The sequence below is a fragment of the Olsenella sp. AGMB03486 genome (assembly GCF_040884255.1).
Taxonomy (GTDB): Bacteria; Actinomycetota; Coriobacteriia; order Coriobacteriales; family Atopobiaceae; genus Olsenella_L; species Olsenella_L kribbiana.
This window is the reverse complement of record NZ_JBEVTM010000005.1, coordinates 1-22373: the sequence shown is the minus strand read 5'-3', so window position 1 is coordinate 22373 and position 22373 is coordinate 1. Positions and strand designations below refer to the sequence as shown.

Sequence of the window (22373 nt, the reverse complement as noted above, 5' to 3'; positions counted from 1 at the left end):
ATGGTCCTTGTCTTCTACCTGCTGATTCTCGCAATCCAGGCGCTGAAGAAGTATCTGGGGAAATAGGCCGGGCTCCAGGATGGGCAGGCACGCTCCATTGCCGCTACGTTACAGAGCGGCGTCCTCGCTGCGGCAAGCACTTTAGTGTGCTAAAGTGCCACCAGCAGACAAGATGGATGCAGAAGCATCCTGGACATGAAGGAGCGACATCGTGCTGAGCGGTACACCCCAAGGATTCCGCGACATCCTGCCGAAGGAGGCATTGGCGCGCGAGCGAATCTGCGACGCAGTCAGGAGCTGCTTCGCGAGCCATGGCTATCTTCCGGTCGAGACGCCGCTTCTCGAAGACCGCCATACCCTCGAGGAGGCAGGACGCATCAAGAACCTGCCGTTCCAGCTCTTCGACGCGGAGGACGACGAGCTCCTCGTGCTCAGGCCCGATCTCACGCTGCCGATCGCGCGCATGGCAGCAGCAAGGTTCGCGGCAGGGCAGCTGCCGGCACGCCTCAGGTATGTGGCGCCTGTCGTGCGCGAGCGTGCAAGCCTCAAGGGCCAGCCGCGCCAGTTCACGCAGCTCGGCGTCGAGCTCATCGGCGGAGACGACGTGAAGGCAGAATCCGAGGTCGTCTCCCTTCTGGGCGAGGTGCTCCAGGCCCTCCATGTGCCGGCCTGGAAGATTGTCTGCGGCTCTGTCTCGCCCCTGAAGGCGCTGCTCCAGACCTGCGCACCGGATGAGGCATTCGCGAAGCAGGCGCTTGCCCTCGTCCATGAGAGCGATCTTGTGAGCCTGGATGAGCTTGTCGCAGCCTCTTCGCTTGCGTCCGAGGCGGCACGTGCGCTCCACGAGCTGCCAAGGCTCAATGGCGGAGCTGAGACGATCGATGCGCTCGACGAGCTCCTGGATGGTGCCGGTGTCCCCCAGGAGGGAAGAGGCACCTCTGAGCTCAGGGCCCTCGTGGCATCGCTTTCCGACCTTGCCCAGGCAGGGGAGCTTGCCTTCGACTTCTCGATCATCAACTCATTCGACTACTACACGGGCATCATCTTCAAGGCCTATTCGGAAGGCATCGCCGCATCCCTTGCTTCCGGCGGCCGCTACGATGCAGTCCTCAAGAACCTCGGCATGCCCGATACCTGCGCCTGCGGCTTCGCCCTCTCGCTCGAGCGTCTCCAGGAGGTCCTGGGCGAGATGGGAGATACCGGCGTCGTGACGCCGGGCGTGCGCCTGGCAGAGCGTCCGATCCGCATTGCCGTGCCGAAGGGATCGCTCTTCGGCGATACCGTGAAGCTGCTCGAGAAGGCTGGGCTTCCGGTCGAGGGGCTCAAGGACCCGGGACGCCGCCTCATCGTGCATGAGGACGGGGTCGACTATGTGATCGTCCGTGCCCAGGATGCCCCGTATTTCGTGGGCTATGGTGGTGCCGATTGCGGCATCTGCGGTAACGACTCGATCCTCGAGGCCCAGGTCGAGCTCCTGCAGCTTGTGGACCTGCGCTACGGTGCCTGCCGCTTCGTCGTCGCAGAGCCGAGAAGCGCTGCCGGCAAGACCGACCGTGCCTATGCCTGGCGCGGTTACGAGCGCGTTGCAACGAAGTACCCCCACATCACGCAGGCGTACTATGACCGTATCGGCCGGCAGGTCGAGATTCTGCCGCTCCACGGCAACATCGAGCTTGGCCCGATTGTCGGCATGGCAGACCGCATCGTCGATATCACGGCGACGGGCACGACGCTCAGGGAGAACGACCTCGAGATTGTCGACGACGTGCTCGAGTGCAGTGCCCGCTTCTTCGCAGGCCCTGCTGCCTATCGCTCCGATGCCCGCATACGTTCCCTGGCTGACCGCCTCGCGGCTGCAGCCAGCAAGGAGGAATAATGAGGAAGATCGTGCTGTCCGAGGGAGAGACCCTCACCAATGCTGACCTGAAGAGGACAGGTGCCCTGCCGAAGGAGGTCATGGAGTCTGCCCAGGCAATCGTCGACGAGGTGCGCGAGCGCGGCGATGCGGCTGTCCGCGACTTCTGTCTCAAGTTCGATGGTGCCTGCCCCAAGAGCTTCCGCGTGCCCGACGAGGCCGTCAAAGGCGCGCTCGAGAAAGTCGATCCGCGCTTCGTCGAGGCCGTGAAGCGCTCCTATGCGCAGGTGCGCGAGTTCCACGAGCACGAGCGCGAGGATTCCTGGTTCGAGACGAGGCCTGATGGCACGATCCTGGGCGTCAAGGTCACGCCGGTGCCCTCTGTTGCCGTCTACGTTCCGGGAGGACGCGCCCAGTATCCCTCTACCGTCATCATGGACACGGTCCCGGCAAAGGTTGCAGGCGTCGAGCGTGTCATCATGCTGACGCCGCCCCAGAAGGATGGCACGCTCTCTGCCTATACGCTCGCCGCTGCCGCCATCGCAGGGGTCGACGAGGTCTACGCTGTCGGCGGTGCCCAGGGCATCGCTGCTGCTGCCTATGGCACGGAGTCCATCCCGAAGGTCGCGAAGATTGTCGGTCCGGGCAATGCCTATGTGGCCGCTGCGAAGCGCTATGTCTCGGGCGATGTCGGCATCGATATGGTGGCTGGCCCCTCCGAGGTCTGCGTCCTCGCCGGCTCGACGGCAGATCCTGTGATCGTCGCTGCCGACCTCATGGCACAGGCAGAGCACGACCCGATGGCTGCGTGCTACCTCGTGACAGATGCGCCGGAGCTGCCGGACAGGGTGCTTGCTGCAATCGATGGCTTTCTCAAGGAGAGTCCGCGTGCCGAGATCACGAAGGCAAGCCTCGACAACCGTGGCCAGATCGTGATTGCGCCTTCGCTCGACGCTGCCATCGACTCCGTCAATGTGATCGCCCCTGAGCACCTCGAGCTCCATGTGCCGGAGGCCTTCTCGATCCTCGGCAAGATCAAGAACGCTGGCGCCATCTTCTGCGGTCCCTGGAGCTCCGAGCCTCTGGGAGACTACGTCGCAGGCCCGAACCACACGCTGCCGACCGGTGGCACGGCGCTCTTCTCGAATCCTCTTGGGGTCTACGACTTCCAGAAGCGCTCTTCCGTCATCTCCTATACGCCCCAGGGCCTCATGGCAGATGCCCCGGCAACCCAGGCCATGGCAGAAGCGGAAGGCCTCTGGGCACATGCCCTTTCGGCAGGACTGAGGAGGAAGCTCGTCGAGGAAGGCCAGGACCACATCGCTGACGCCGATGCTGCCTTTGCCGGGGCGCAGGAAATTGCCTGGCCGACGAAGCTTTCCACCCCTGGCCGCGTGCCTCTGGGGGAGTAGCCATGGGGAAAGGACTCTCTCCCCGTGTGCGTGCGCTCGCCCGTCCGAGTGTCGCCGATCTCGAGCCGTACGATCCCGGCTTCACGCCGGTACGCATCAACCTCTCTGCCAATGAGAACACGCATGGGATGCCTGAAGAGGTCAGGCGCTCCGTGCAGGCGGCGCTGGCGCATGTCGTCGTGAACCGCTATCCGGCACCCTTGGCTCCTGAGCTCAGGGAGGCCCTTGCCGAGTGGCATGAGGTGACGCCCGAGCAGGTGCTTGTCTCGAATGGCGGCGACGAGGCGCTCTTCAACCTGTTCCTCGCCTTTGGAGGCGCCGGGCACACCATGGTGACATGCCCGCCGACGTTTTCTGTCTACAAGCTCTACGCCGAGATGGTCGAGACGCCGGTCGTCGAGGTGCCGCGCGATCCGGTGACGCTCCTGCCTGATGTGGACGGGCTCGTCGAGGCTGCAAAGACTGCCTCGCTTGTGGTCCTGACCTCGCCGAACAACCCGACAGGAGACTGTATGGCTCCCGCTGATGTGAAGCGCATCTGCGAAGCCTGCCCGGGCATCGTCCTCGCCGATGAGGCATACGGCGAGTTCGCGCCCGCCGGCATGAGCGCTGCCCCCTTGCTCGACGAGTGCGACAACCTGATCGTGCTCCACACCTTCTCGAAGGCGCTCTGCCTTGCAGGCGGCAGGATCGGCTATCTCCTGGGTGCCCCTGACGTGCTCGATGCCCTGGTCGCCGTGCGCCAGCCCTACTCCGTGAACTCGTTCAGCCAGGCAGCGGCGCTTGCATGCCTTCATGAGCTTGGTGCCTTCGATGCGGCCATCGACGATATCGTGAAAGAACGTGGATGGCTCACAGAGGCGCTCTCGGAGCTTCCGGGCGTGCATGTGTGGCCGAGCTCTGCGAACTTCCTCTGCGTGCGGGTGCCCAAGGCAGCTGAGAAGTGGGCAGCGCTTCGGGACGAGTTCTCGATCCTCGTGAGGAACTTCTCGGCGATGCCGGGCCTCGAGGACTGTCTCAGGATTACGGTGGGCACGCATACGGAGAACGAAGCAGTTGTCGCAGCGCTCGAGGCGCTGCTCTCAAGGGAGGCCTAGATGGGACGCACTGCCGAAGTGGCACGCAAGACCGGCGAGACCGATATCCAGATCAGGATCGATCTCGATGGGACAGGAGCATCCACGATTGATACAGGCGTGGGCTTCTTCGACCATATGCTGACGGCGCTCTCCCGCCACTCCCTGATCGATATGGATATCGCGGTCAAGGGCGATACGTGGGTGGATGACCACCACACGGTCGAGGATACCGGCATAGCACTCGGCCAGGCGCTTGCCCAGGCGCTCGGCGACAAGCGCGGCATCCGCCGCTTTGCGGACTGTGCTGTGCCGCTCGATGAGGCGCTCATCCAGTGCGCCCTCGATATCTCTGGCAGAGGAGAGCTCTTCTGGGATGTGCCGATCGGCCCTGACAAGGTGGGGACCTTCGATACAGAGCTTGCCCAGGAGTTCTTCTGCGGCTTTGCCCGCCAGGCAGGGATCACGCTGCACCTTCGTGAGCTCTGTGGCTCGAATGCCCATCACATCATCGAGGCCACATTCAAGTCCTGCGCGAGGGCACTCAGGTCTGCCGTCGAGTCCGACCCGCGTGTGACCGGCATCCCTTCGACCAAAGGCACGCTCTAGAGGAGGCATGCTATGCCCAGACGCATTGCCGTCGTCGACTATCACAAAGGAAACCTGCTCTCCGTCGTCCGCTCTGCCACCGAGGCAGGCGGCGACGCCGAGATAACGGACGAACCGAAGAAGATTGCCTCCGCCTCTGGCCTCATCATCCCCGGTGTCGGCTCCTTCGAGGACGCGATGATCTACCTCGAGGAGAGCGGCGAGAAGGATGCCGTGCTGGATGCGGTCGAGCGTGGCGTGCCGCTTCTGGGCATCTGCCTGGGGCTTCAGCTCCTCTCAGAGCGCGGTGACGAGCGCGTGGCAGAGCCTGCGGATAGCGGACGCTGGGTTTCCGGCCTTGCTCTCATCAAGGGCTCTGCGACCCGTCTCGAGTCGAGCCGCCTCAAGGTGCCGCATGTCGGCTGGGACCAGCTGCATCTCACAGAGCACGGTGCTGCCTGCCCGCTCTTCGAAGGTGTGCCTGAAGGTGCCAATGTCTACTTCACGCACTCCTATGCGCTCGACGAGGATACCGATCCTTCTGTCATCGCAGGCAAGACGTTCTATGCGCGTGCCTTTGCCTCTGCGATCTGGAAGGGCAACATCTTCGGCGTCCAGTTCCACCCGGAGAAGTCTTCGAGGGTAGGTCTCCGCATGCTCGAGAACTACATCAGAATCGTCGAAGAAGGGGGAGTCCGGTGATCCTCTTTCCTGCGATAGATCTGGTCGGTGGCAAGGTCGTGCGGCTCCAGAAGGGCGACCGTGCCCATATGGACGTCTACAGCGAGAACCCTGCCGGCGTCGCCGAGGAGTTCAGGGAGGCAGGGACCTCCTGGATCCACGTCGTCGACCTCTCCCGTGCCTTTGGCGAGGACGAGGAGGCGCTTTCTGCCAACAGGCGTGCCCTTGCGGCCATCTGCAAGACGCCTGGCATCTCGGTCGATGCGGGAGGCGGCATCCGGTCCCTTCATGACATCGAGGAGCTTCTTGCGCTCGGCGTCAGGCGTGTCGCGATCGGCACGGCGCTTGTGCGCGATCCGGCCTTCGCCGAGGCAGCTGCCAAGGAGTATGGAGACGCGGTCGTGGCCGATATAGCGGCAAAGGACGGCGAGGTCAAGGTCTCGGGCTGGCGGGATGATGCGAAGCTCTCTGCTGACGAGCTCGCGCGCCATCTCTCTGGTCTCGGATTCCGTCATCTCGTCTTTACCGATATCGCCCGTGACGGCATGCAGACCGGCATCGATGCGGCCGCCTATGCGCATATCGCCGAGGTCGCAGGATTTCCGGTCGTGGCTTCGGGCGGCATCGCCCGCATCGACGATATCAGGGCGCTGGCTGCGCTCGGGCCGGACAAAATCGAGGGAGCCATCTGCGGCAGGGCCCTCTACGAAGGCGCATTCACGCTGGAAGAGGCTCTTGCAGCTTCCCGAGGTGAGGAGTAGCCATGCTGTGCAAACGAGTCATTCCCTGCATGGATGTGAAGGACGGCCGTGTCGTAAAGGGCGTGAACTTCGTCGACCTCGTCGACGCAGGAGATCCGGTCGAGCTGGCAAGAAAGTATGACCGCGAGGGTGCAGACGAGGTCGTCTTCCTCGATATCACGGCGACGTCCGACAACAGGAAGACGACAATCGACCTGGCTTCGCGTGCAGCCTCAGAGCTCCGCATACCCTATACGGTCGGCGGCGGTTTCCGCGACATCGCAGGCTGCCGCACGATGATCGCCGCAGGTGCCGACAAGGTCTCGATCAACTCCGCTGCCGTGCGCGAGCCCGGCCTCATCACGGCTGCGGCAGAGGCATTCGGCTCTCAGGCCGTCATCGTCGCAATCGACGCAAAGCAGGTCGGCAAGGGCGACAGGTGGGAGGTCTACCTGAACGGCGGACGCTTGCCGACAGGCATCGACGCCGTCGCCTGGGCAGAAGAGGCAGCGAGGCGTGGTGCCGGCGAGATCCTGCTTACGAGCATGGACCGCGATGGCACGAAGGATGGCTTCGATATCCCGCTCACGCGCGCGGTGGCACGTGCTGTCCCGATTCCGGTCATCGCTTCGGGCGGTGTCGGCACGCTCGAGCACTTTGCCGAGGGCATCATCGACGGCGAGGCGGATGCCGTGCTCGCCGCGAGCGTCTTCCACTTCGGCACCTATACCGTGCGCCAGGTGAAGGAGTATCTCGCGACCCAGGGCATCCCGGTGCGTCTGGACTTCTAGGAGGACACGATGGCAGAAGGCTATGCCGCAAGAAGCTATGCAGGAGAGCCTGTTCAGGAGACAAAGCTCGATCTCGATGCGCTGAAATACGACTCCCATGGGCTCATCCCCGTCGTCGTGCAGCAGTGGGACACGGGCGAGGTCCTCATGGTTGCCTGGGCGAACAGGGAGGCGCTCCTGAAGACGTTCGAGACTGGCACCTCCTGGTTCTGGTCCCGCTCGCGCACAGAGCTCTGGAACAAGGGCGCCACGAGCGGCAACATGCAGGAGGTCAAGCGCGTGCTCTGCGACTGCGATGCCGACACGCTCATCTACGAGGTGGATTCCCCGGGCCCTGCCTGCCATACCGGCCACAGAAGCTGCTTCTTCCGCGAGCTCAGGAGCGATATCGCGTAAGGACCTTCACGTGCTTATCTGATGCAGGGCAGCTATCTTCTGCTTTCCGCTGCTAGAATGGTGTGCTCAGGAAGAAAGCAGATACAGGGAGGCCCCCTACACGATGGATATCCGCGAGATCTCGCTCGGCAGCCTCGAAGAGGAAGTCAAGAGCCAGAACGTCCTGCTCCCAATCGAGCAGTCCGCTATCTGGGCGAAGTATCAGGCAACGATTTCCGGACGCACGCCCTGGGGCGCGCTTGCGGCGAGTGTGGACGGATCCGACGTAGCGGTGTGCTCGTTCCTCGATTTCCAGACGCATGGCTACCACTACCTCAATGCCGTTCATGGGCCCATCTGGTTCCATGAGCCGACAGAGGATGAGGAAGAGGAGCTTGCTGAGGCCCTTGCCGACTATCTCCACAAGCATGACCGCAGGCAGGTCTTCATCCGCATGGCCCTCGTGCACGACATCGCAGAATCGCATCCTGCCCTTTCGACCGTGCCGTATGACCATACCGTGATCATCGATGTCACGGGCGGAGATGACGCGATCCTCTCCCGCATGAAGCCGCGTGGCCGTCGCGATGTGAGGAAGGCTCTGCGCGAGAGCCCGGCGGTCTGCGCCGATGAGACCGAGGCAGCGACCAAGTCCTTCCAGGACTACTACGATGTGATGGTCGAGACCGGCAAGCGCGATGGCTTTGTGCCGGCACCGATCTCCGACTACGAGGACATGATCCGTCTCCTCGGGCCCGAGCACTGCCGCGTCTATGCGGGCAGGGTCGACGGCAAGGTCGCTACCTGGTCCATCGTCACGATTTCCGGCAAGCGTGCCGTGCGCTACTACGGAGCATCCTTGAATGAGTATATGCGCCAGCATGTGACGGACAAGCTTGTCTACTTCGAGTGCTGCGACCTCGCGAAGAACAAGGGCATCGAGTCGTATGACATGATGGGCATCGGCTCCGATTTCGCGCCGTCGCTTCTCGGCCTCAATGAGTTCAAGTGCAAGTTCACGAAGGAGACGGCAGAGGTCGCCCCCTCCCGCGATATCCCGGTCCGCCGTGGCTTCTATGCGCTGCTCGTGAAGGCACGCGACGTCGTTGTCGCCCGCCGCAAGCGTGCCGAGGACGAGGCGGAGCGCAAGCACAGGGCAGAGCTCGAGAAGGCTCACGCCGAAAAGGCGAAGCATGAGTCGGAGAAGCTCGCTGAGGCGGATGCCGAGAACGCTGAGAAGAAGTCGGAAGAGTCCGGGAAATAGCCATGGCGCGCGCACCTCTGCCCTGGGACATCTCTCGCAATGGGGAGCCGTCTCTGAGAGACCAGGTGGACCAGGTCCCCACCGATCCTGGCTGCTATCTCTGGAAGAATGCCCAGGGCACGGTCATCTATGTCGGCAAGGCAAAGAACCTCCGCAACCGCATGCGGCAGTACATCAACCTGACGGATGACCGCGCAAAGATCCCGCTCATGATGCAGGAGGTGCGCTCGTTCGACTACATCGTCGTCGAGAACGAGCACGAGGCGCTCGTGCTCGAGCGCAATCTCATCGCCCAGTACCACCCCTACTACAACGTCGACTTCAAGGACGACAAGTCCTACCCCTATATCGCCATCACGGAATCCGATACGTTTCCGGCCATCAAATACACGCGCGAGCGCCACCGCAAGGGGACACGCTACTTCGGCCCCTATACGGATGCCCATGCGGCACGGGAAACGGTCGATACGCTGCGCAAGGTCGTGCCGATCTGCTCTGCGAACTGCGTCGAGTGGAAGCGCGCGAAGCGCATCCTCGAAGCGCATCCCGACGATATAGACGTCGCGAACCTGCTTCTGGCCCGCGAAGGCAGGCCCTGCTTCGACTACCACGTCGGCAAGGGCCCGGGCGTCTGCATCGGCGCCGTCGACACGGTGGACTACGCGAAGAACGTGGACCAGGTGGAAAGGTTCCTGCAGGGCAAGAGGAGCGGCATCACCGACGAGCTCAAGAGCCAGATGAAGGAAGCCGCAGCAGACCTCGACTTCGAGCGGGCAGGCAGGCTCAAGCACCGGCTCGAGTCGCTCTCAGCACTCAATGTACGCCAGCAGGTCATGTTCGCCTCCGATGTGAACCTCGACCTCGTCGGGTTCTACCGCGAGGAGACGATCTCATGCGCCTGCGTCTTCGTCGTGCGCGAAGGCAGGACGATCCGTTCCGTCGAATTCATCCTCGACAAGGGCCTCGATGTCTCCGAGACCGAGCTTGCCGAGTCCTTCATCAAGCGCTACTACGACGAGACTGCAGATATCCCCTCCGAGGTCGATGTCGCGATAGAGCTGCCTGACGGGGAGAACATCTCGCAGTGGCTCACGGAGAAGCGGGGGCACATCTGCCGCCTTCATCGGCCGCAGAGAGGCGAGAAGAGCAATCTCCTCAAGATGGCAGAGCAGAATGCCCATCATGCGCTCAACCGCTACATGGTAAGGACCGGATACGCGGATGACCGCACAAACCAGGCACTGCTCGAGCTCGAAAGCGCGCTTGCGCTCGAGGCGCCGCCCATGCGCATCGAGTGCTTCGATATTTCGACGATCCATGGCCACTTCACGGTAGCCTCGATGGTCGTCTTCACGAACGGACGCCCCGACAAGTCGCAGTACCGCCGCTTCAAGATCCAGACGCCGCTCACCGAGGCAAATGACTTCGTGTCCATGAGCGAGGTGCTTGCGCGCCGCTATGGGCCAAAGACGATGGCAGACAAGAAGTTCGGATCTCGCCCGGACCTGCTCGTGCTCGACGGTGGCAAGCCCCAGCTCACGGCTGCCATAGAACAGCTCAAGATTTTGGGCCTCGATATCCCGTGCTGCGGCCTTGCCAAGTCCGACGAGGAAGTCTTCGTCCCCTGGGACGAGACGCCGATCGTCCTTCCTTCAGGCTCGCCTTCGCTCTACCTCATCAAGCGCGTCCGCGACGAGTCGCACCGCTTCGCAATCACGTTCCACAGGGAGCTCCGCGACAAGGCTATGACAAAATCCGTGCTCGATGATATCGAAGGGGTGGGGCCGACGAGGAAGCGTGCCCTCATGCGTCGCTTTGGGTCGCTCAAGAAGATCAAGGCCGCCTCCGTCGAGGAGCTTGCCGAGACGCCGGGCATCCCGAAGGCGGTCGCAGAGGCGGTATACGAGACGCTCCGGGCCTTCGACGAGGACAATGCAGCCAGAAAGCAGGAGCTCGCCGAGGATGAAGGGCAAAAGCCTGAAAAACTCAAGTAACAATTCATCAATTGTCTGTAACGGAAAAGCTTTTATATCAGCGATTTAGATAAACGGCAGCTCAGCGATGCAGGAAGGCTGGGCTGCTGTTCTCCTGTTTGTGGAAAGAACGTGCAAACCGTCTGATTGGAGTATTGCACCACTGGGATTATGCAGTTTTCCATTGGGCGATGGTTACTACCAATTTCCTAATTGGTAACGTTTCCAGCTTCTGCAAGAGTGCAATATAGGTGCCATCAGGGCCGGCCTCAGACGCTTGACGGGAAGCGTCTGGAGCGGCAGTTCCAAGCACCATGCACTGCGAAAGGGGAGAACCATGAACAATCTCACACGTAGGAACTTCATCGGATTGACGGGTGCCTCTGCAGCCGTTCTGGGCCTTGCTGCATGCGGAGGCTCGGGCTCGAGCAGCTCCAGCTCGTCTTCTTCCAGCTCCCAGGCTGGCACCGAGGGTGGCGGCACGATCACGGCCGGCACCGCCTACAGCACGCAGAACTACGATCCGTCGAGCACGTCCTCCGCTCTTGCCTGCGGCACGAACTGGCAGGTCGTCGAAGGCCTCTATGGCATCGATTTCCATGACTACAGCACGTTCAACGAGCTTGCTGCCGACGACCCCAAGAAGGTCGACGACACGACGTTCGAGGTCACCCTGCGCGACGGAGCAAAGTTCTCCGACGGCAACGCCGTGACGCCTGAGGACGTCATCGAGTCCTTCCAGCGCTCGTCCGGCAAGGCGGCCGACTGGAGCGGCAACATCTATACCTCGATGCTTGCCCCCATCGCCGACATCCAGAAGAAGGATGACAAGACACTCATAATCAAGACGAACGTCCCGAACTTCTCGCTCATCAAGGAGCGCCTCGCCATCATCCGCGTCGTGCCGGCAAGCTCGACGAAGGACGAAATGACGAAGAAGCCGATCGGCTCGGGCCCCTGGATGTATGACACGATCTCCGATAGCTCGCTCGAGCTCGTCCCGAACCCGAACTACAACGGCGACCATCCTGCCAAGGACGAGAAGATCCACTACGACATCCTGAAGGATGCAACGGCACGCCTGACGGCCGAGCAGGAAGGCTCCACCCTCGTCATGGAGATGGTCACGGCCGACGCGGTCGATACGCTCACGAACCTCGGCTGCAACATCGACAAGGTCCAGGGCTTTGGCACCAGGTTCATGATGTTCGATGTCGCGAAGGCGCCGTGGAACGACAAGCGTGTCCGTCAGGCTGTCATGTATGCGCTTGACTACGACAAGATGATCAACAATGCCTTCGCGGGCCTTGCCGCAGCACCGACGTGCTACCTGCCCGAGAACTTCACGAACTACCACAAGGCCTCGACGGTCTTCACGCACGATCCGGACAAGGCCAAGAGCCTGCTCGCCGAAGCTGGCATCACGCCGGGTGCCGTGCAGCTCCGCACGACGGACAACGAGCAGGTCGTGGCAATGGCAACGCAGGTCAAGGAGGACCTCGACGCCCTCGGCTTCAATGTCACGATTGCGACCGATACGTCTGCGGCCACCTATGCCGCTATCGACACCGGCGACAACTCCTATGACCTCCTGCTCGCCCCGGGCGATCCGTCCTGCTTCGGCGCCGATCCTGACCTCCTCATGAACTGGTGGTACGGCGACAACACCTGGATGAAGACGCGCTGCCCGTGGAACACCTCCGACGAGTGGAAGCAGCTCCAGTCGCTCATGAGCACCGCTCTCACACAGAGCGGCTCCGAGCAGCAGGAGACCTGGAACAAGTGCTTCGACCTCATTGCCGACAACTGCGTCCTCTATCCGGTGCTCCAGGTCCAGACCTGCACCGGCTCCTGGCAGGACACCTCGAAGGCACCCAACGGCGTTGCCATCAAGAACTTCAAGGGCATCGGCACGACCGGCCTGTCGTTCATCGACGCTGTCACCGTCTCTGCCTAGTCCGCCTGGGCTTGTCCAGCGAATTTCGGAGGCCTCGATAGATGCCTCCGCCGGGAGGCCCGGAGGACCCCAGTTCTCCGGGCCCCACTTCATGTACGCAGCAAGAGAAAGGGGAGCGCGTGAACAACCTTCTGCGCCTTATCGGCCGGCGGCTCATCGCATTGCCGATCATGGCCTTCGGCGTCACGATTCTCGTATTCTTCCTGATGTCGTTCTCGAAGGTCGACCCTGCCTACAATGCATTGGGCGAGTCTGCCACGCCTGAAGCCGTAGCCCAGTACCATGAGGAGCACGGCCTCGACGATCCATGGCCAGTCCGCTATGTCCGCTATATGGGAGATCTCCTGCATGGAGACCTCGGTACCTATGGTGCTGCAAACTACTCCGTCGGCGAGCGCATCTCCCAGGCCCTGCCGGTCACGATGCAGCTCACGTTCATCGGCCTCATCATCGGCGCTATTGTGTCGTTTCTGCTGGGTGTCCTTGCGGCACTCTATAGGGACAAGTGGCCTGACCAGCTGATTCGCGTCATTTCGATTGCAGGCATCGCGACGCCGTCCTTCTGGCTCGCCGTGCTTCTCATCCTTCTCTTCTCGTCGTATCTGCATGTCCTTCCGGCATCGGGCCAGCTGCCGGCGTTCTCGGCAAATCCGGGCGGCTATCTTGCCCGCATGCTGATGCCGGCCATCGCCCTTGCCTTCCCGCTCACCGGCCAGATGACGCGTATCGTGCGTACCGCCATGGTCGAGGAGCTTGACAAGGACTATGTCAAGACGGCTCGCGGTGCCGGTCTGCCTGAGCGTGTCGTCGTCGGACGCAATGTCCTGCGCAATGCCCTCATCACGCCGGTCACGACCCTCGGCCTCAAGATCGGCTACCTCATGGGCGGCGCTGTCGTCATCGAGGTCATCTTCAACCTGCCGGGCATGGGCACGGCCATCCTCGAAGGAATCCAGGGCAATGAGACGATGCTCGTCCAAGGTGTCGTCATTGTCGTCGCCCTCTCCTTCATCATCATCAACATCGTGGTCGACATGCTCTACCTCCTCATCAACCCGCGCATAAGGACGGTGTAGCATGCAGAAGATTCGCGAAGAGCAGACAAAGAAGCTCGAAGAGGCTGCGGCCCAGAACAAGAAGTTCGGCGGCTGGAAGAAGATGCGCACCTCTTCGAAGATCTCGCTCGTACTCCTCATCCTCGTGGCGGCAGCTTCGATCCTGGCGCCCATCCTTGCCCCGCACAACCCGACCGAAATCTTCAATGCCCGCATGGCACCAGGAGATGGGTTCCTCTTCGGTACCGACGACAAGGGCAGAGACATCCTCTCCCGCATGCTCTACGGTGGCCGCTACTCGCTGATCATCGGCTTCGGTGCCACCGGCATGGCACTTGTGTGCGGCTCCATCATCGGCGCGCTTGCCGCTGTGTCGCGCAAGGCGGTATCTGAAGTCATCATGCGCATCCTCGACATCATCATGTCGATCCCGGGCATCGCGCTTGCCGCTGTCTTCGTGACGATCCTCGGCAACTCCGTGCCGGCCATCATCTTCTCGATCGGCTTCATGTATACGCCGCAGATTGCCCGCATCGTGCGTGCGAACGTCGTCTCCGAGTACGGCGAGGACTATGTCCGTGCGGTCATTGTCTCCGGTGCCCGTGCGCCCTGGATCCTCTGGCGCCACGTGCTCAGGAACTGCATCGCTCCGATCATGGTCTTCACGGTCACGCTCGTCGCTGACGCAATCATCTTCGAGGCATCGCTCACCTTCATCGGAGCCGGCATCACCGAGCCGACGCCGACCTGGGGCAACATCCTCTCCAATGCCCGCCAGGGCGTCCTTGCAGGACGCTGGTGGCAGGCAGTGTTCCCGGGCCTTGCCATCATGATCACCTGCCTTGCCTTGAACATCCTCTCCGAGGGCCTGACTGACGCTATGGCAGCAGCGCCTGGCGCTCCGATCGATGCAGACAACGCAGAGTCCAGGCGCAAGGACGACATCCTCGCCTCCGATCCTGTGCGTGCCTACAAGGAGCAGGAGCCGGCACTCCGTCGCCGTCTTGCAGCGCTCAAGGAAGTCGAGCTCAAGCGTACCGATCGCCACGTTCCCGACTTCTCGGTCGAGCCGCTCCTCCAGGTCAAGAACCTCTCGATCAGCTTCGAGTCGCATGGCTCTGTGCACGTCGTGGACAATGTGTCCTTCGATGTGCGCCCCGGCCAGTGCATGGCGCTCGTGGGCGAGTCTGGCTGCGGCAAGTCGATCACGACGAAGGTCATCATGGGCCTCACGGACCCGAAGGAGACCATCACGGGCGAGGTGCTCTACAAGGGCCAGGACCTCTTGAAGCTCTCGCGCGAAGAGCACCGCCAGCTCCTCGGCACCGAGCTTGCCATGGTCTACCAGGACGCCCTTTCGTCCTTGAACCCCTCCATGCTCATCTCGACGCAGATGAAGCAGCTCACGGAGCGCGGCGGCACGAGGTCTGCAGAAGAGCTTCTCGAGCTCGTCGGCCTCGACCCGAAGCGCACGCTCGAGTCCTATCCGCATGAGCTCTCCGGCGGCCAGCGTCAGCGCGTCCTCATCGCTATGGCTCTGACGCGCGACCCGTCCCTTGTCATCTGCGACGAGCCGACCACGGCTCTCGACGTCACGGTCCAGAAGCAGGTCATCAAGCTCCTGAACGATCTTCAGGCCAAGCTCGGCTTCGCAATGATCTTCGTGAGCCACGACTTGGCACTCGTGGCAGAGGTTGCCTCTGAGATCACGGTCATGTATGCAGGCCAGGTCGTCGAGCAGGCGCCGACGCGCGAGCTGCTGACGAACCCGATCCACGAGTACACCCGTGGCCTTCTGGGATCGGTCCTCTCGATCGAGGAAGGCGCCAAGGACGGCACGAGGCTCCACCAGGTGCCGGGCTCGGTCCCGTCTCCAGAGGACTTCCCGAAGGGCGACCGCTTCGCTCCACGCTCGAGCCACCCGACGCTCGGCCTCAATGTCCATCCCGTCATCAAGCAGCTGCCTGATGCCTCGAAGCACCACAAGTTCTCCGAGCTTCCCGACAGCTATCTCGAGGAGAACGGGCTCACCCCGTACCTCGCAACCCTCGCAGGCGCCAAGGAGGCGAAGTAGCGATGGCAGAAGATACCAAGACCGTGTCCCAGGACAAGGACACGCCGATCATCTTCCTCGATGACATATCGGTCACGTTCAAGACCCGTACCGGCACGCTGCTCCATCCGAATCTCGTGCACGCCGTGCAGAACGTGAGCATCAAGCTCATGCCCGGCGAGACCATCGGCATCGTCGGCGAGTCGGGCTGCGGCAAGTCGACGACTGCCAATGTCATGTGCGGCCTCCAGGCACCTACGCAGGGACATGTCTACTTCAAGGGACGCGATGTCACGAAGAGGACGCCCGAGCTCAGGAAGGAGATCGGACGCGTCGTCTCCGTCGTCTTCCAGGATCCGGCCACGGCTCTGAACCCGCGCATGATCGTGCATGACCAGCTGCTCGACCCGCTGCTCGTGCATCATGTCGGCACGGAAGCAGAGCAGGAGAAGCGCATCAGCGAGCTCATCGGGCTTGTCGGCCTTCCCAAGAGCGCCCTGCGCGCCCTTCCGGGCCAGCTCTCCGGCGGCCAGCGCCAGCGTGTCGCAATCGCCCGTGCCATGTCCCTGAACCCGTCTGCCATCATTGCAGACGAGCCGACAAGCGCCCTCGATGTCTCCGTGCGTGCCCAGATCCTGAATCTGCTCACCGACCTCAAGCACGATCTGGGGCTGTCGATGATGTTCATCAGCCACGATATCCAGACCGTGCGCTACATCTCTGACCGCATCATTGTCATGAACCACGGCCAGATCATGGAGGAAGGTCCGGCCAAGCAGGTCTTCGAGCACCCGCAGGATCCCTATACGAAGACGCTCCTCGGTGCTGCGCCGTCGCTTCTCCATCCGAAGCTCGGGCAATAGATGCGATGGATGCCGGCTATCCCATAGAAAGCTTTCGGGAGCCCGAAGATTTCTCCTCCTTCTGGAAAGAGCGCATGGCTGAAGCAGATGCCGTGCCTCTTTCCTGGGAGCTCGTGCCAGCTTCCGAGGTGACACCGGCTCCCTGCGCGGTGCCCTATGACCTCTGGTTCCGTGGCATGCGTGGCGCCCAGCTCTATGCAAAGGTCCTGGTGCCGACCGAGGCCTTTGCTAGGAGCGGCCCCCTTCCGCTGCTCATGCGCTTCCATGGGTATCCGGGACGCACCCGTTCCTGGCTCGAGAATGCCTCCTGGGCAGCAGAAGGCATGATCCTCGTCTCGATGGACAACCCCGGCCAGGGAGGACGCTCGGAAGATATAGGAGGCTTTCCGGGCACGACGGTCGCAGGACATGTCGTGCTGGGGCTCGAAGGCGAGCCGAAGGACCTCTACTATGTGCGCCTGCAGCAGGACATCCGGATCCTCTTCCGGGTGCTTGCGGCAGAGCCTCGGCTTGCCCACGCTCAGGCCTTCGTCTACGGCGATTCGCAGGGAGGGGGAGTGGGTCTTGCCGCGGCGGCCCTGAACCCTGAAGTGGCAGCGGCAGGCATCCTCTATCCCTTCCTCTCGGATTTCCGGAAAGTGATGGAGCTCGGTGCCGATGCTGTTGCCTATGAAGGCCTGCGCTACTGGGCCCGCTGGTTCGATGCAGACGGCGCCAAAGCAGAGGAGGCCTTCTCGAAGCTTGCCTATATCGATACGGCCTCGTTTGCTCCGTATGTGCAGTGTCCGGTGCTCTTCGGCACCGGGCTCGCAGATGAGATCTGCCCGCCTGCGACGCAGGATACAGTCTACGAGCGCCTCCAGTGTCCGAAGCGGCGTCTCTTCTATCCTGCCTTCGGGCATGAGGAGATACAGGCCTTCGACGATGCGCTCATCGCCTTCTTCGGGAAGGAGGGCCTCTGATGGCAGACGCCAGCTTCGAAGAGATCGCTTCCTTCTGGAAGGGACAGCTCTCAGGGGCTGTGCCTGAGCTCGTGTCGACAGAGCCAGAGCCTGCCTTCTCGACTGCTTCCGGAAAGGCCCAGACAGTTTTCTGGAAGGCAGAGGACGGGCAGGTGCTCAAGGCACGCATGCTCGAGTCTGCACGCATCTCGCCGCTCGCCGTCGTCTGTGCCTTCCACGATGCAGGGCGTCCCGTGCGTGGCTGGCACCATCTGGGGCGCTGGCTCGCGCTCGGATGCGCCGTGCTCTCGCCGGAGCGCAGGTTCTGGTCTGAGGATGTCTGCGAAGGCTATGTGGCGGGAGCGCCAGCGAGCCTTGCTCTCGTCCGCCAGGAGAAGGATACGGCAGAGGCGATGCTGCTCGCACGCAGGCTCTTTCCGAGCGTGCCGCTGATTGTCTACGGCGAAGGATTGGGCGCCGGTCTGGGCGTTGCCGCAGCAGGAGCGCTTGAGGGCAAGGGAGCAGATCTCTTCTGCATCCTCAACCCTCTGCCCTGTGCCTTGAGGCGTGTCTGGGAGAAGGGGATGCCCGAAGGCATTGCCTCCGGCCTCACACGCTACTTCCGGGAGAAGGATTCTCTGGCAAAGACGTCAGACGATCTCTTCCGTACGCTCTCGTATGTCCAGGCAGAAGCATGCGCTCCTGCCATCGGGGCTCCGGTGCTCTTCGGGACCTCGGGGCTCGATCCCGTCACCCCTCCTGAGGCGCAGGATGTCCTTGCCTCTGCGCTCTCAGGTCCTGTCACACGCAACGTCTATCCTAGATGGGCGCATGAGCGGGTGAATGCGTTCGAGGATGCCACATTCTCGTTCGTCTCCAGCTGGCTCATGTCCTGATAAGCAGTTCTGCAGCAATGCAAGAGAAAGGTCTCGCAATGTCTGAAAAGTTTGCTCTGCGCGGTGTCGTGCCTCCTGTCGTGACGCCCGATCTTCCTGACCATACGGTCGACGTGCCTTCCTATGAGCGCCTCATCAACCGCATGCTCGATGCCGGCGTCCATGGCCTCTTCTTCCTCGGCTCCACGGGCGAGGTCGCCTTCTCGTCTGACGAGCACCGAGAGCAGATTGTGCGCGAGGGCATCCGCATCGTCGACGGCCGCGTGCCGGTGCTTGTCGGCTGCATCGATACGGAGACTGACCGCGTGATCGAGCATGCGAAGCATGCTGAGGCGCTCGGCGCTGACGGCATCGTCGTCACGGCTCCGTTCTATGCCCTGGGCGGCCTCACGGAGATCGAGGACCACTTCCGCATCATCCACGACGAGGTCAAGCTTCCGATCTTCGCCTATGATATCCCGGTCTGCGTCCATGCGAAGATTCCCTGGAAGCTGGCGCTCAAGCTCGGCCGTGACGGCGTCATTGCCGGCGTCAAGGACTCCTCGGGCGACGACGTGAACTTCCGCTACCTTGTCCAGGAGAACGAGAAGGCAGGACATCCTTTGAGCCTCCTCACGGGACACGAGATCGTCGTCGACGGCGCTTATCTCTCCGGTGCCGACGGTTCGGTGCCGGGCCTTGCCAACGTGATTCCTGAGCCCTATGTGAAGCAGTGGGATGCCTACCAGGCAGGCGACTGGGAGCGTGTCCGCGAGATCCAGAACCAGATCAACGAGGTCTCGCATATCTTCGATGTCACGACCGGCGTCGTAGGCTATGCTGGCGGTGTCGGCGCCTTCAAGACGGCGCTGAACCTCATGGGCATCTTCGACCACGACACGATGCCGCGCCCGGTTCGTACGCTCAAGGGCGAGAATCGCGAGGCCATCAAGAAGGTACTCGAGGAGAACGGGCTTCTGTAGGCTAGCTTTTTCGAAAGGATGCACCATGGGAGAAACCAGGCAGGTAGTCGCGCTCGATATCGGCGGCACGAAGATTGCATCGGCTCTCGTGACCTTCAAGGAGGGCGAGCGTCCTGAAGTATCGCTTTACGGGAAGGTGCCGACCGAGGCGAAGCGTGGCGGCAAGGTCGTGCTGCAGCATGCCATCGAGTCTGCCCGCCGTGTCATCGACGCAGCTGATGGCAGGGTCTTCGGCATTGGCGTCTCGTCCGGCGGCGTCATCGATCCTGCGACCGGCAATGTCACCTATGCAAACGATATGATGCCGGGCTGGGGCGGCACGCACCTCGGAGCCGAGCTCCATGCCATCTTCGGCATCCCCGTCAAGGTCATGAACGATGTCCATGCCCACGCCTTCGGCGAGGCATTCTGGGGCGCGGGCTTCGGCAAGACGAGTACGCTTGTCTGTGCGGTCGGCACCGGCATCGGCGGCGCCTATGTCGAGCGTGGCCACATCATGCTCGGCGCACACTCCGAGGCAGGACACATCGGACATGTCGCCTGCACGGATGCTGCAGGCATCCCCTGCTCCTGCGGAGCGACGGGACACCTCGAGCCCATCGCCGCAGGTCCTGGCATCATCGAGCGCTACCTCGAGCTCGGCGGACGCCGCACGCTCGACGACGGAACGCCGGTCGATGGTGCCTATATCTCGGAGGCGGCAGAGTCGGGAGACGAGGCTGCCATCGCTGCCGAGGAGCGCTCGGGACATGCTATCGGCGAGGTCCTGGCCTCGATGGTCAACATGTTCGATCCGGACTGCGTGATCCTCTCTGGCTCCGTCGCAAAGTCTGGCCCTGTCTGGCACAAGGCCATGCAGAAGGGCTGGTCCGAGACTGTCATGCCGCCGGTCTCGAAGACTCCTGTCGTCGACGGTGCGCTCGGAGACGATGCACCCTTGATCGGTGCTGCGCAGAACGTGCTCCAGTCTGCCTACGTCGAGATTGCCTAAGGAGGGCTCAAATGGAAATCGCGCCTTTGGTTCAGTCGCTCAAAGGCAAGCTCATTGTCTCGGTCCAGGCCTATCCTGGAGAGCCTCTTCGCCATCCCGAGACCATGGCACAGATGGCAGAGGCCTGCGAGCAGGGAGGATGCGCTGCCATCCGCTGCCAGGGACTCTCCGACATCGCTGCCATCAAGGGCAGGGTCGAGATCCCCGTCATCGGCCTCTGGAAGGAAGGGCATGAGGGGGTCTACATCACGCCGACGCTGCGCCATGCCATTGCCTGCGTGAACGCGGGCGCCGACATCGTCGCACTCGATGCGACCGACCGTCCCCGCCCGGACGGAAGGACCTTCGCAGAGACGGTCCGCGACCTGCGTGCCCAGTGCGAGACCCTTGTCATGGCAGACTGCATGACCATCGAGGACATCAGGAATGCCGTCGAGGTCGGCTGCGACATCGTCTCGACGACGCTTTCGCACAACAAGCCGGCCATCCAGACGACGATGGATGAAGGACCGGATATCGCCCTGCTCCAGGAGGCGACCCATGAGTTCCCGGGCCTGCCCATCGTCTGCGAAGGCCATGTCCATACACCGGCCGATGCAAAGGCTGCAAAGGATGCAGGCGCCTGGGCCGTAGTCGTCGGCACTGGCATCACGCACCCGACGAGCCTCACGAAGTGGTTCCGTGCCGCGATGGAGGCCTGATTCCATCCGGCATATCTCCCCTTGGCAGCCCTGCAGCTCGTGTGAGTTGCGGGGCTGTCCCTATGCTGGGACAGGTATCCGCTAGACTGAAGGCAGGAAAAGCTATCGGAAAGGCGGCCTGAAGTGAAGAGAGACAAGGCGCTCGATGCGGCGCAGGCGGCAGATGCAGCCTTCGAGGAAGTCAGGAACCAGCCATTCCCGGATGATATATTCACGGCTCCCGAGCTCAGATGGGCTGTCGTCGGCTGCGGCGTGATTGCGCACCAGATGGCAGAGTCGTTTGCGCTGGCCGGAAGAAAGCTTGCTGGCGTCTGGAACAGGACCGAGAGCAAGGCCGAGGCCTTCGCCGAGAAGTACGGCGTCGAGAAGGTCTACCCCACGTTCGAGGAGCTCTGTGCAGACCCTGCCATCCAGGCAATCTATATCACGACGCCGCACAACACGCACATCCGCTATCTCAGAGGCGCCCTTGCTGCCGGCAAGCATGTGCTCTGCGAGAAGTCGATCACGCTCAACACGGAGGAGCTCGAAGAGGCCCGCGCGCTGGCCAAGGAGCACCAGGTCCAGCTCATGGATGCGACGACGATTCTCCATATGCCGCTCTATCGAGAGCTGCTTCAGCGTGCCCGTGCCGGCGAGTTCGGCCGCATGAATATCGCGCAGGTGGCCTTCGGCAGCTACAAGGAATACGGCGACCTCAAGAACCGCTTCTGGAACAGGAACCTTGCGGGCGGCGCGATGCTCGATATCGGCGTCTATGCGCTCACGATCATGCGCCTCTTCATGGAGAGCGCACCTCGAGAAGTCGTCTCGCTCGGAAATCTTGCAGAGACGGGCGTCGATGAGGCGGGAGGCATCGTCTGCAGGAACCAGGAGGGCCAGCTCGGCGTCATCTCGCTCACGCTCCACTCGAAGCAGCCGAAGCGTGCCGTGCTCTCGTTCGACCGCTGCTACATCGAGATCATGGACTATCCTCGCGCTGACAAGGCAGAGATCGTCTGGACCGAGGATGGCAGGCGCGAAGAGGTCGCAGCAGGTGTTGAAGGCTATGCCTTGGACTACGAGGCAGCAGACCTCGAGCGCGCCGTGGCAGGGGACGAAGAGGCTCAGAGCCTCATTGGCTATGCGTCCGATGTGATGAAGATCATGACGGAAACAAGAAGGGCATGGGGTGTCGTCTACCCTGAAGAGGAAAAGAA

At 62.3% G+C, this 22373-nt stretch carries 20 protein-coding genes; all 20 read left to right on the top strand.

What is annotated here, in order from left to right; translation table 11 throughout:
- The first annotated feature begins 211 nt into the window (after positions 1 to 211).
- Positions 212 to 1876, top strand: coding sequence for an ATP phosphoribosyltransferase (gene hisG, locus ABVS03_RS03645; protein ID WP_330971216.1), 1665 nt, complete (start codon positions 212 to 214; stop codon positions 1874 to 1876).
- Positions 1876 to 3267, top strand: a complete 1392-nt coding sequence (hisD, locus tag ABVS03_RS03640) for a histidinol dehydrogenase (protein WP_330971215.1) — start codon at positions 1876 to 1878, stop codon at positions 3265 to 3267. Before hisG ends, hisD begins: the two co-directional genes overlap by 1 nt.
- 2 nt (positions 3268 to 3269) lie before the next feature.
- Positions 3270 to 4364, top strand: coding sequence for a histidinol-phosphate transaminase (hisC, locus tag ABVS03_RS03635; protein WP_330971214.1), 1095 nt, complete (start codon positions 3270 to 3272; stop codon positions 4362 to 4364).
- Positions 4365 to 4952: an imidazoleglycerol-phosphate dehydratase HisB gene (gene hisB, locus ABVS03_RS03630; protein ID WP_368018083.1), complete on the top strand. Its 588-nt coding sequence runs from the start codon at positions 4365 to 4367 to the stop codon at positions 4950 to 4952.
- Between the two features lie 12 nt (positions 4953 to 4964).
- A complete protein-coding gene (gene hisH, locus ABVS03_RS03625; RefSeq protein ID WP_330971212.1) occupies positions 4965 to 5633 on the top strand; it encodes an imidazole glycerol phosphate synthase subunit HisH in 669 nt (222 codons plus the stop codon).
- Positions 5630 to 6373: a HisA/HisF-related TIM barrel protein gene (locus ABVS03_RS03620; protein WP_368018082.1), complete on the top strand. Its 744-nt coding sequence runs from the start codon at positions 5630 to 5632 to the stop codon at positions 6371 to 6373. Before hisH ends, ABVS03_RS03620 begins: the two co-directional genes overlap by 4 nt.
- 2 nt (positions 6374 to 6375) lie before the next feature.
- Positions 6376 to 7143: an imidazole glycerol phosphate synthase subunit HisF gene (hisF, locus tag ABVS03_RS03615; RefSeq protein ID WP_368018081.1), complete on the top strand. Its 768-nt coding sequence runs from the start codon at positions 6376 to 6378 to the stop codon at positions 7141 to 7143.
- Positions 7144 to 7152: 9 nt separating this feature from the next.
- On the top strand, positions 7153 to 7539 hold the full coding sequence (gene hisI, locus ABVS03_RS03610) for a phosphoribosyl-AMP cyclohydrolase (protein WP_330971209.1): 387 nt from the start codon (positions 7153 to 7155) through the stop codon (positions 7537 to 7539).
- A 103-nt stretch (positions 7540 to 7642) separates the two neighbouring features.
- Positions 7643 to 8782, top strand: coding sequence for a peptidoglycan bridge formation glycyltransferase FemA/FemB family protein (locus ABVS03_RS03605; protein WP_368018080.1), 1140 nt, complete (start codon positions 7643 to 7645; stop codon positions 8780 to 8782).
- A gap of 2 nt (positions 8783 to 8784) precedes the next feature.
- Positions 8785 to 10776, top strand: a complete 1992-nt coding sequence (gene uvrC, locus ABVS03_RS03600) for an excinuclease ABC subunit UvrC (RefSeq protein WP_368018079.1) — start codon at positions 8785 to 8787, stop codon at positions 10774 to 10776.
- Positions 10777 to 11092: 316 nt separating this feature from the next.
- On the top strand, positions 11093 to 12712 hold the full coding sequence (locus ABVS03_RS03595; RefSeq protein ID WP_368018078.1) for an ABC transporter substrate-binding protein: 1620 nt from the start codon (positions 11093 to 11095) through the stop codon (positions 12710 to 12712).
- A gap of 119 nt (positions 12713 to 12831) precedes the next feature.
- Positions 12832 to 13788 (top strand): ABC transporter permease, encoded by a 957-nt coding sequence (locus tag ABVS03_RS03590; RefSeq protein WP_330971205.1) that lies wholly within the window; start codon positions 12832 to 12834, stop codon positions 13786 to 13788.
- Between the two features lies 1 nt (position 13789).
- A complete protein-coding gene (locus ABVS03_RS03585; protein ID WP_368018077.1) occupies positions 13790 to 15841 on the top strand; it encodes a dipeptide/oligopeptide/nickel ABC transporter permease/ATP-binding protein in 2052 nt (683 codons plus the stop codon).
- 2 nt (positions 15842 to 15843) lie between these two features.
- Entirely contained in the window at positions 15844 to 16683 is an 840-nt protein-coding gene (locus tag ABVS03_RS03580; RefSeq protein WP_330971203.1) for an ABC transporter ATP-binding protein, read from the top strand.
- 5 nt (positions 16684 to 16688) lie between these two features.
- Positions 16689 to 17645, top strand: a complete 957-nt coding sequence (locus tag ABVS03_RS03575) for an acetylxylan esterase (RefSeq protein ID WP_368018076.1) — start codon at positions 16689 to 16691, stop codon at positions 17643 to 17645.
- Complete coding sequence (locus ABVS03_RS03570) at positions 17645 to 18520, top strand: acetylxylan esterase (protein ID WP_368018075.1); 876 nt, start codon at positions 17645 to 17647, stop codon at positions 18518 to 18520. Before ABVS03_RS03575 ends, ABVS03_RS03570 begins: the two co-directional genes overlap by 1 nt.
- 38 nt (positions 18521 to 18558) lie before the next feature.
- On the top strand, positions 18559 to 19482 hold the full coding sequence (locus tag ABVS03_RS03565) for a dihydrodipicolinate synthase family protein (protein ID WP_330971200.1): 924 nt from the start codon (positions 18559 to 18561) through the stop codon (positions 19480 to 19482).
- Positions 19483 to 19507: 25 nt separating this feature from the next.
- Positions 19508 to 20473 (top strand): ROK family protein, encoded by a 966-nt coding sequence (locus ABVS03_RS03560; protein WP_330971199.1) that lies wholly within the window; start codon positions 19508 to 19510, stop codon positions 20471 to 20473.
- A gap of 11 nt (positions 20474 to 20484) precedes the next feature.
- Complete coding sequence (locus ABVS03_RS03555; protein WP_368018074.1) at positions 20485 to 21174, top strand: N-acetylmannosamine-6-phosphate 2-epimerase; 690 nt, start codon at positions 20485 to 20487, stop codon at positions 21172 to 21174.
- Positions 21175 to 21297: 123 nt separating this feature from the next.
- On the top strand, positions 21298 to 22373 hold a 1076-nt coding region (locus ABVS03_RS03550), incomplete at its 3' end, for a Gfo/Idh/MocA family protein (protein ID WP_368018073.1).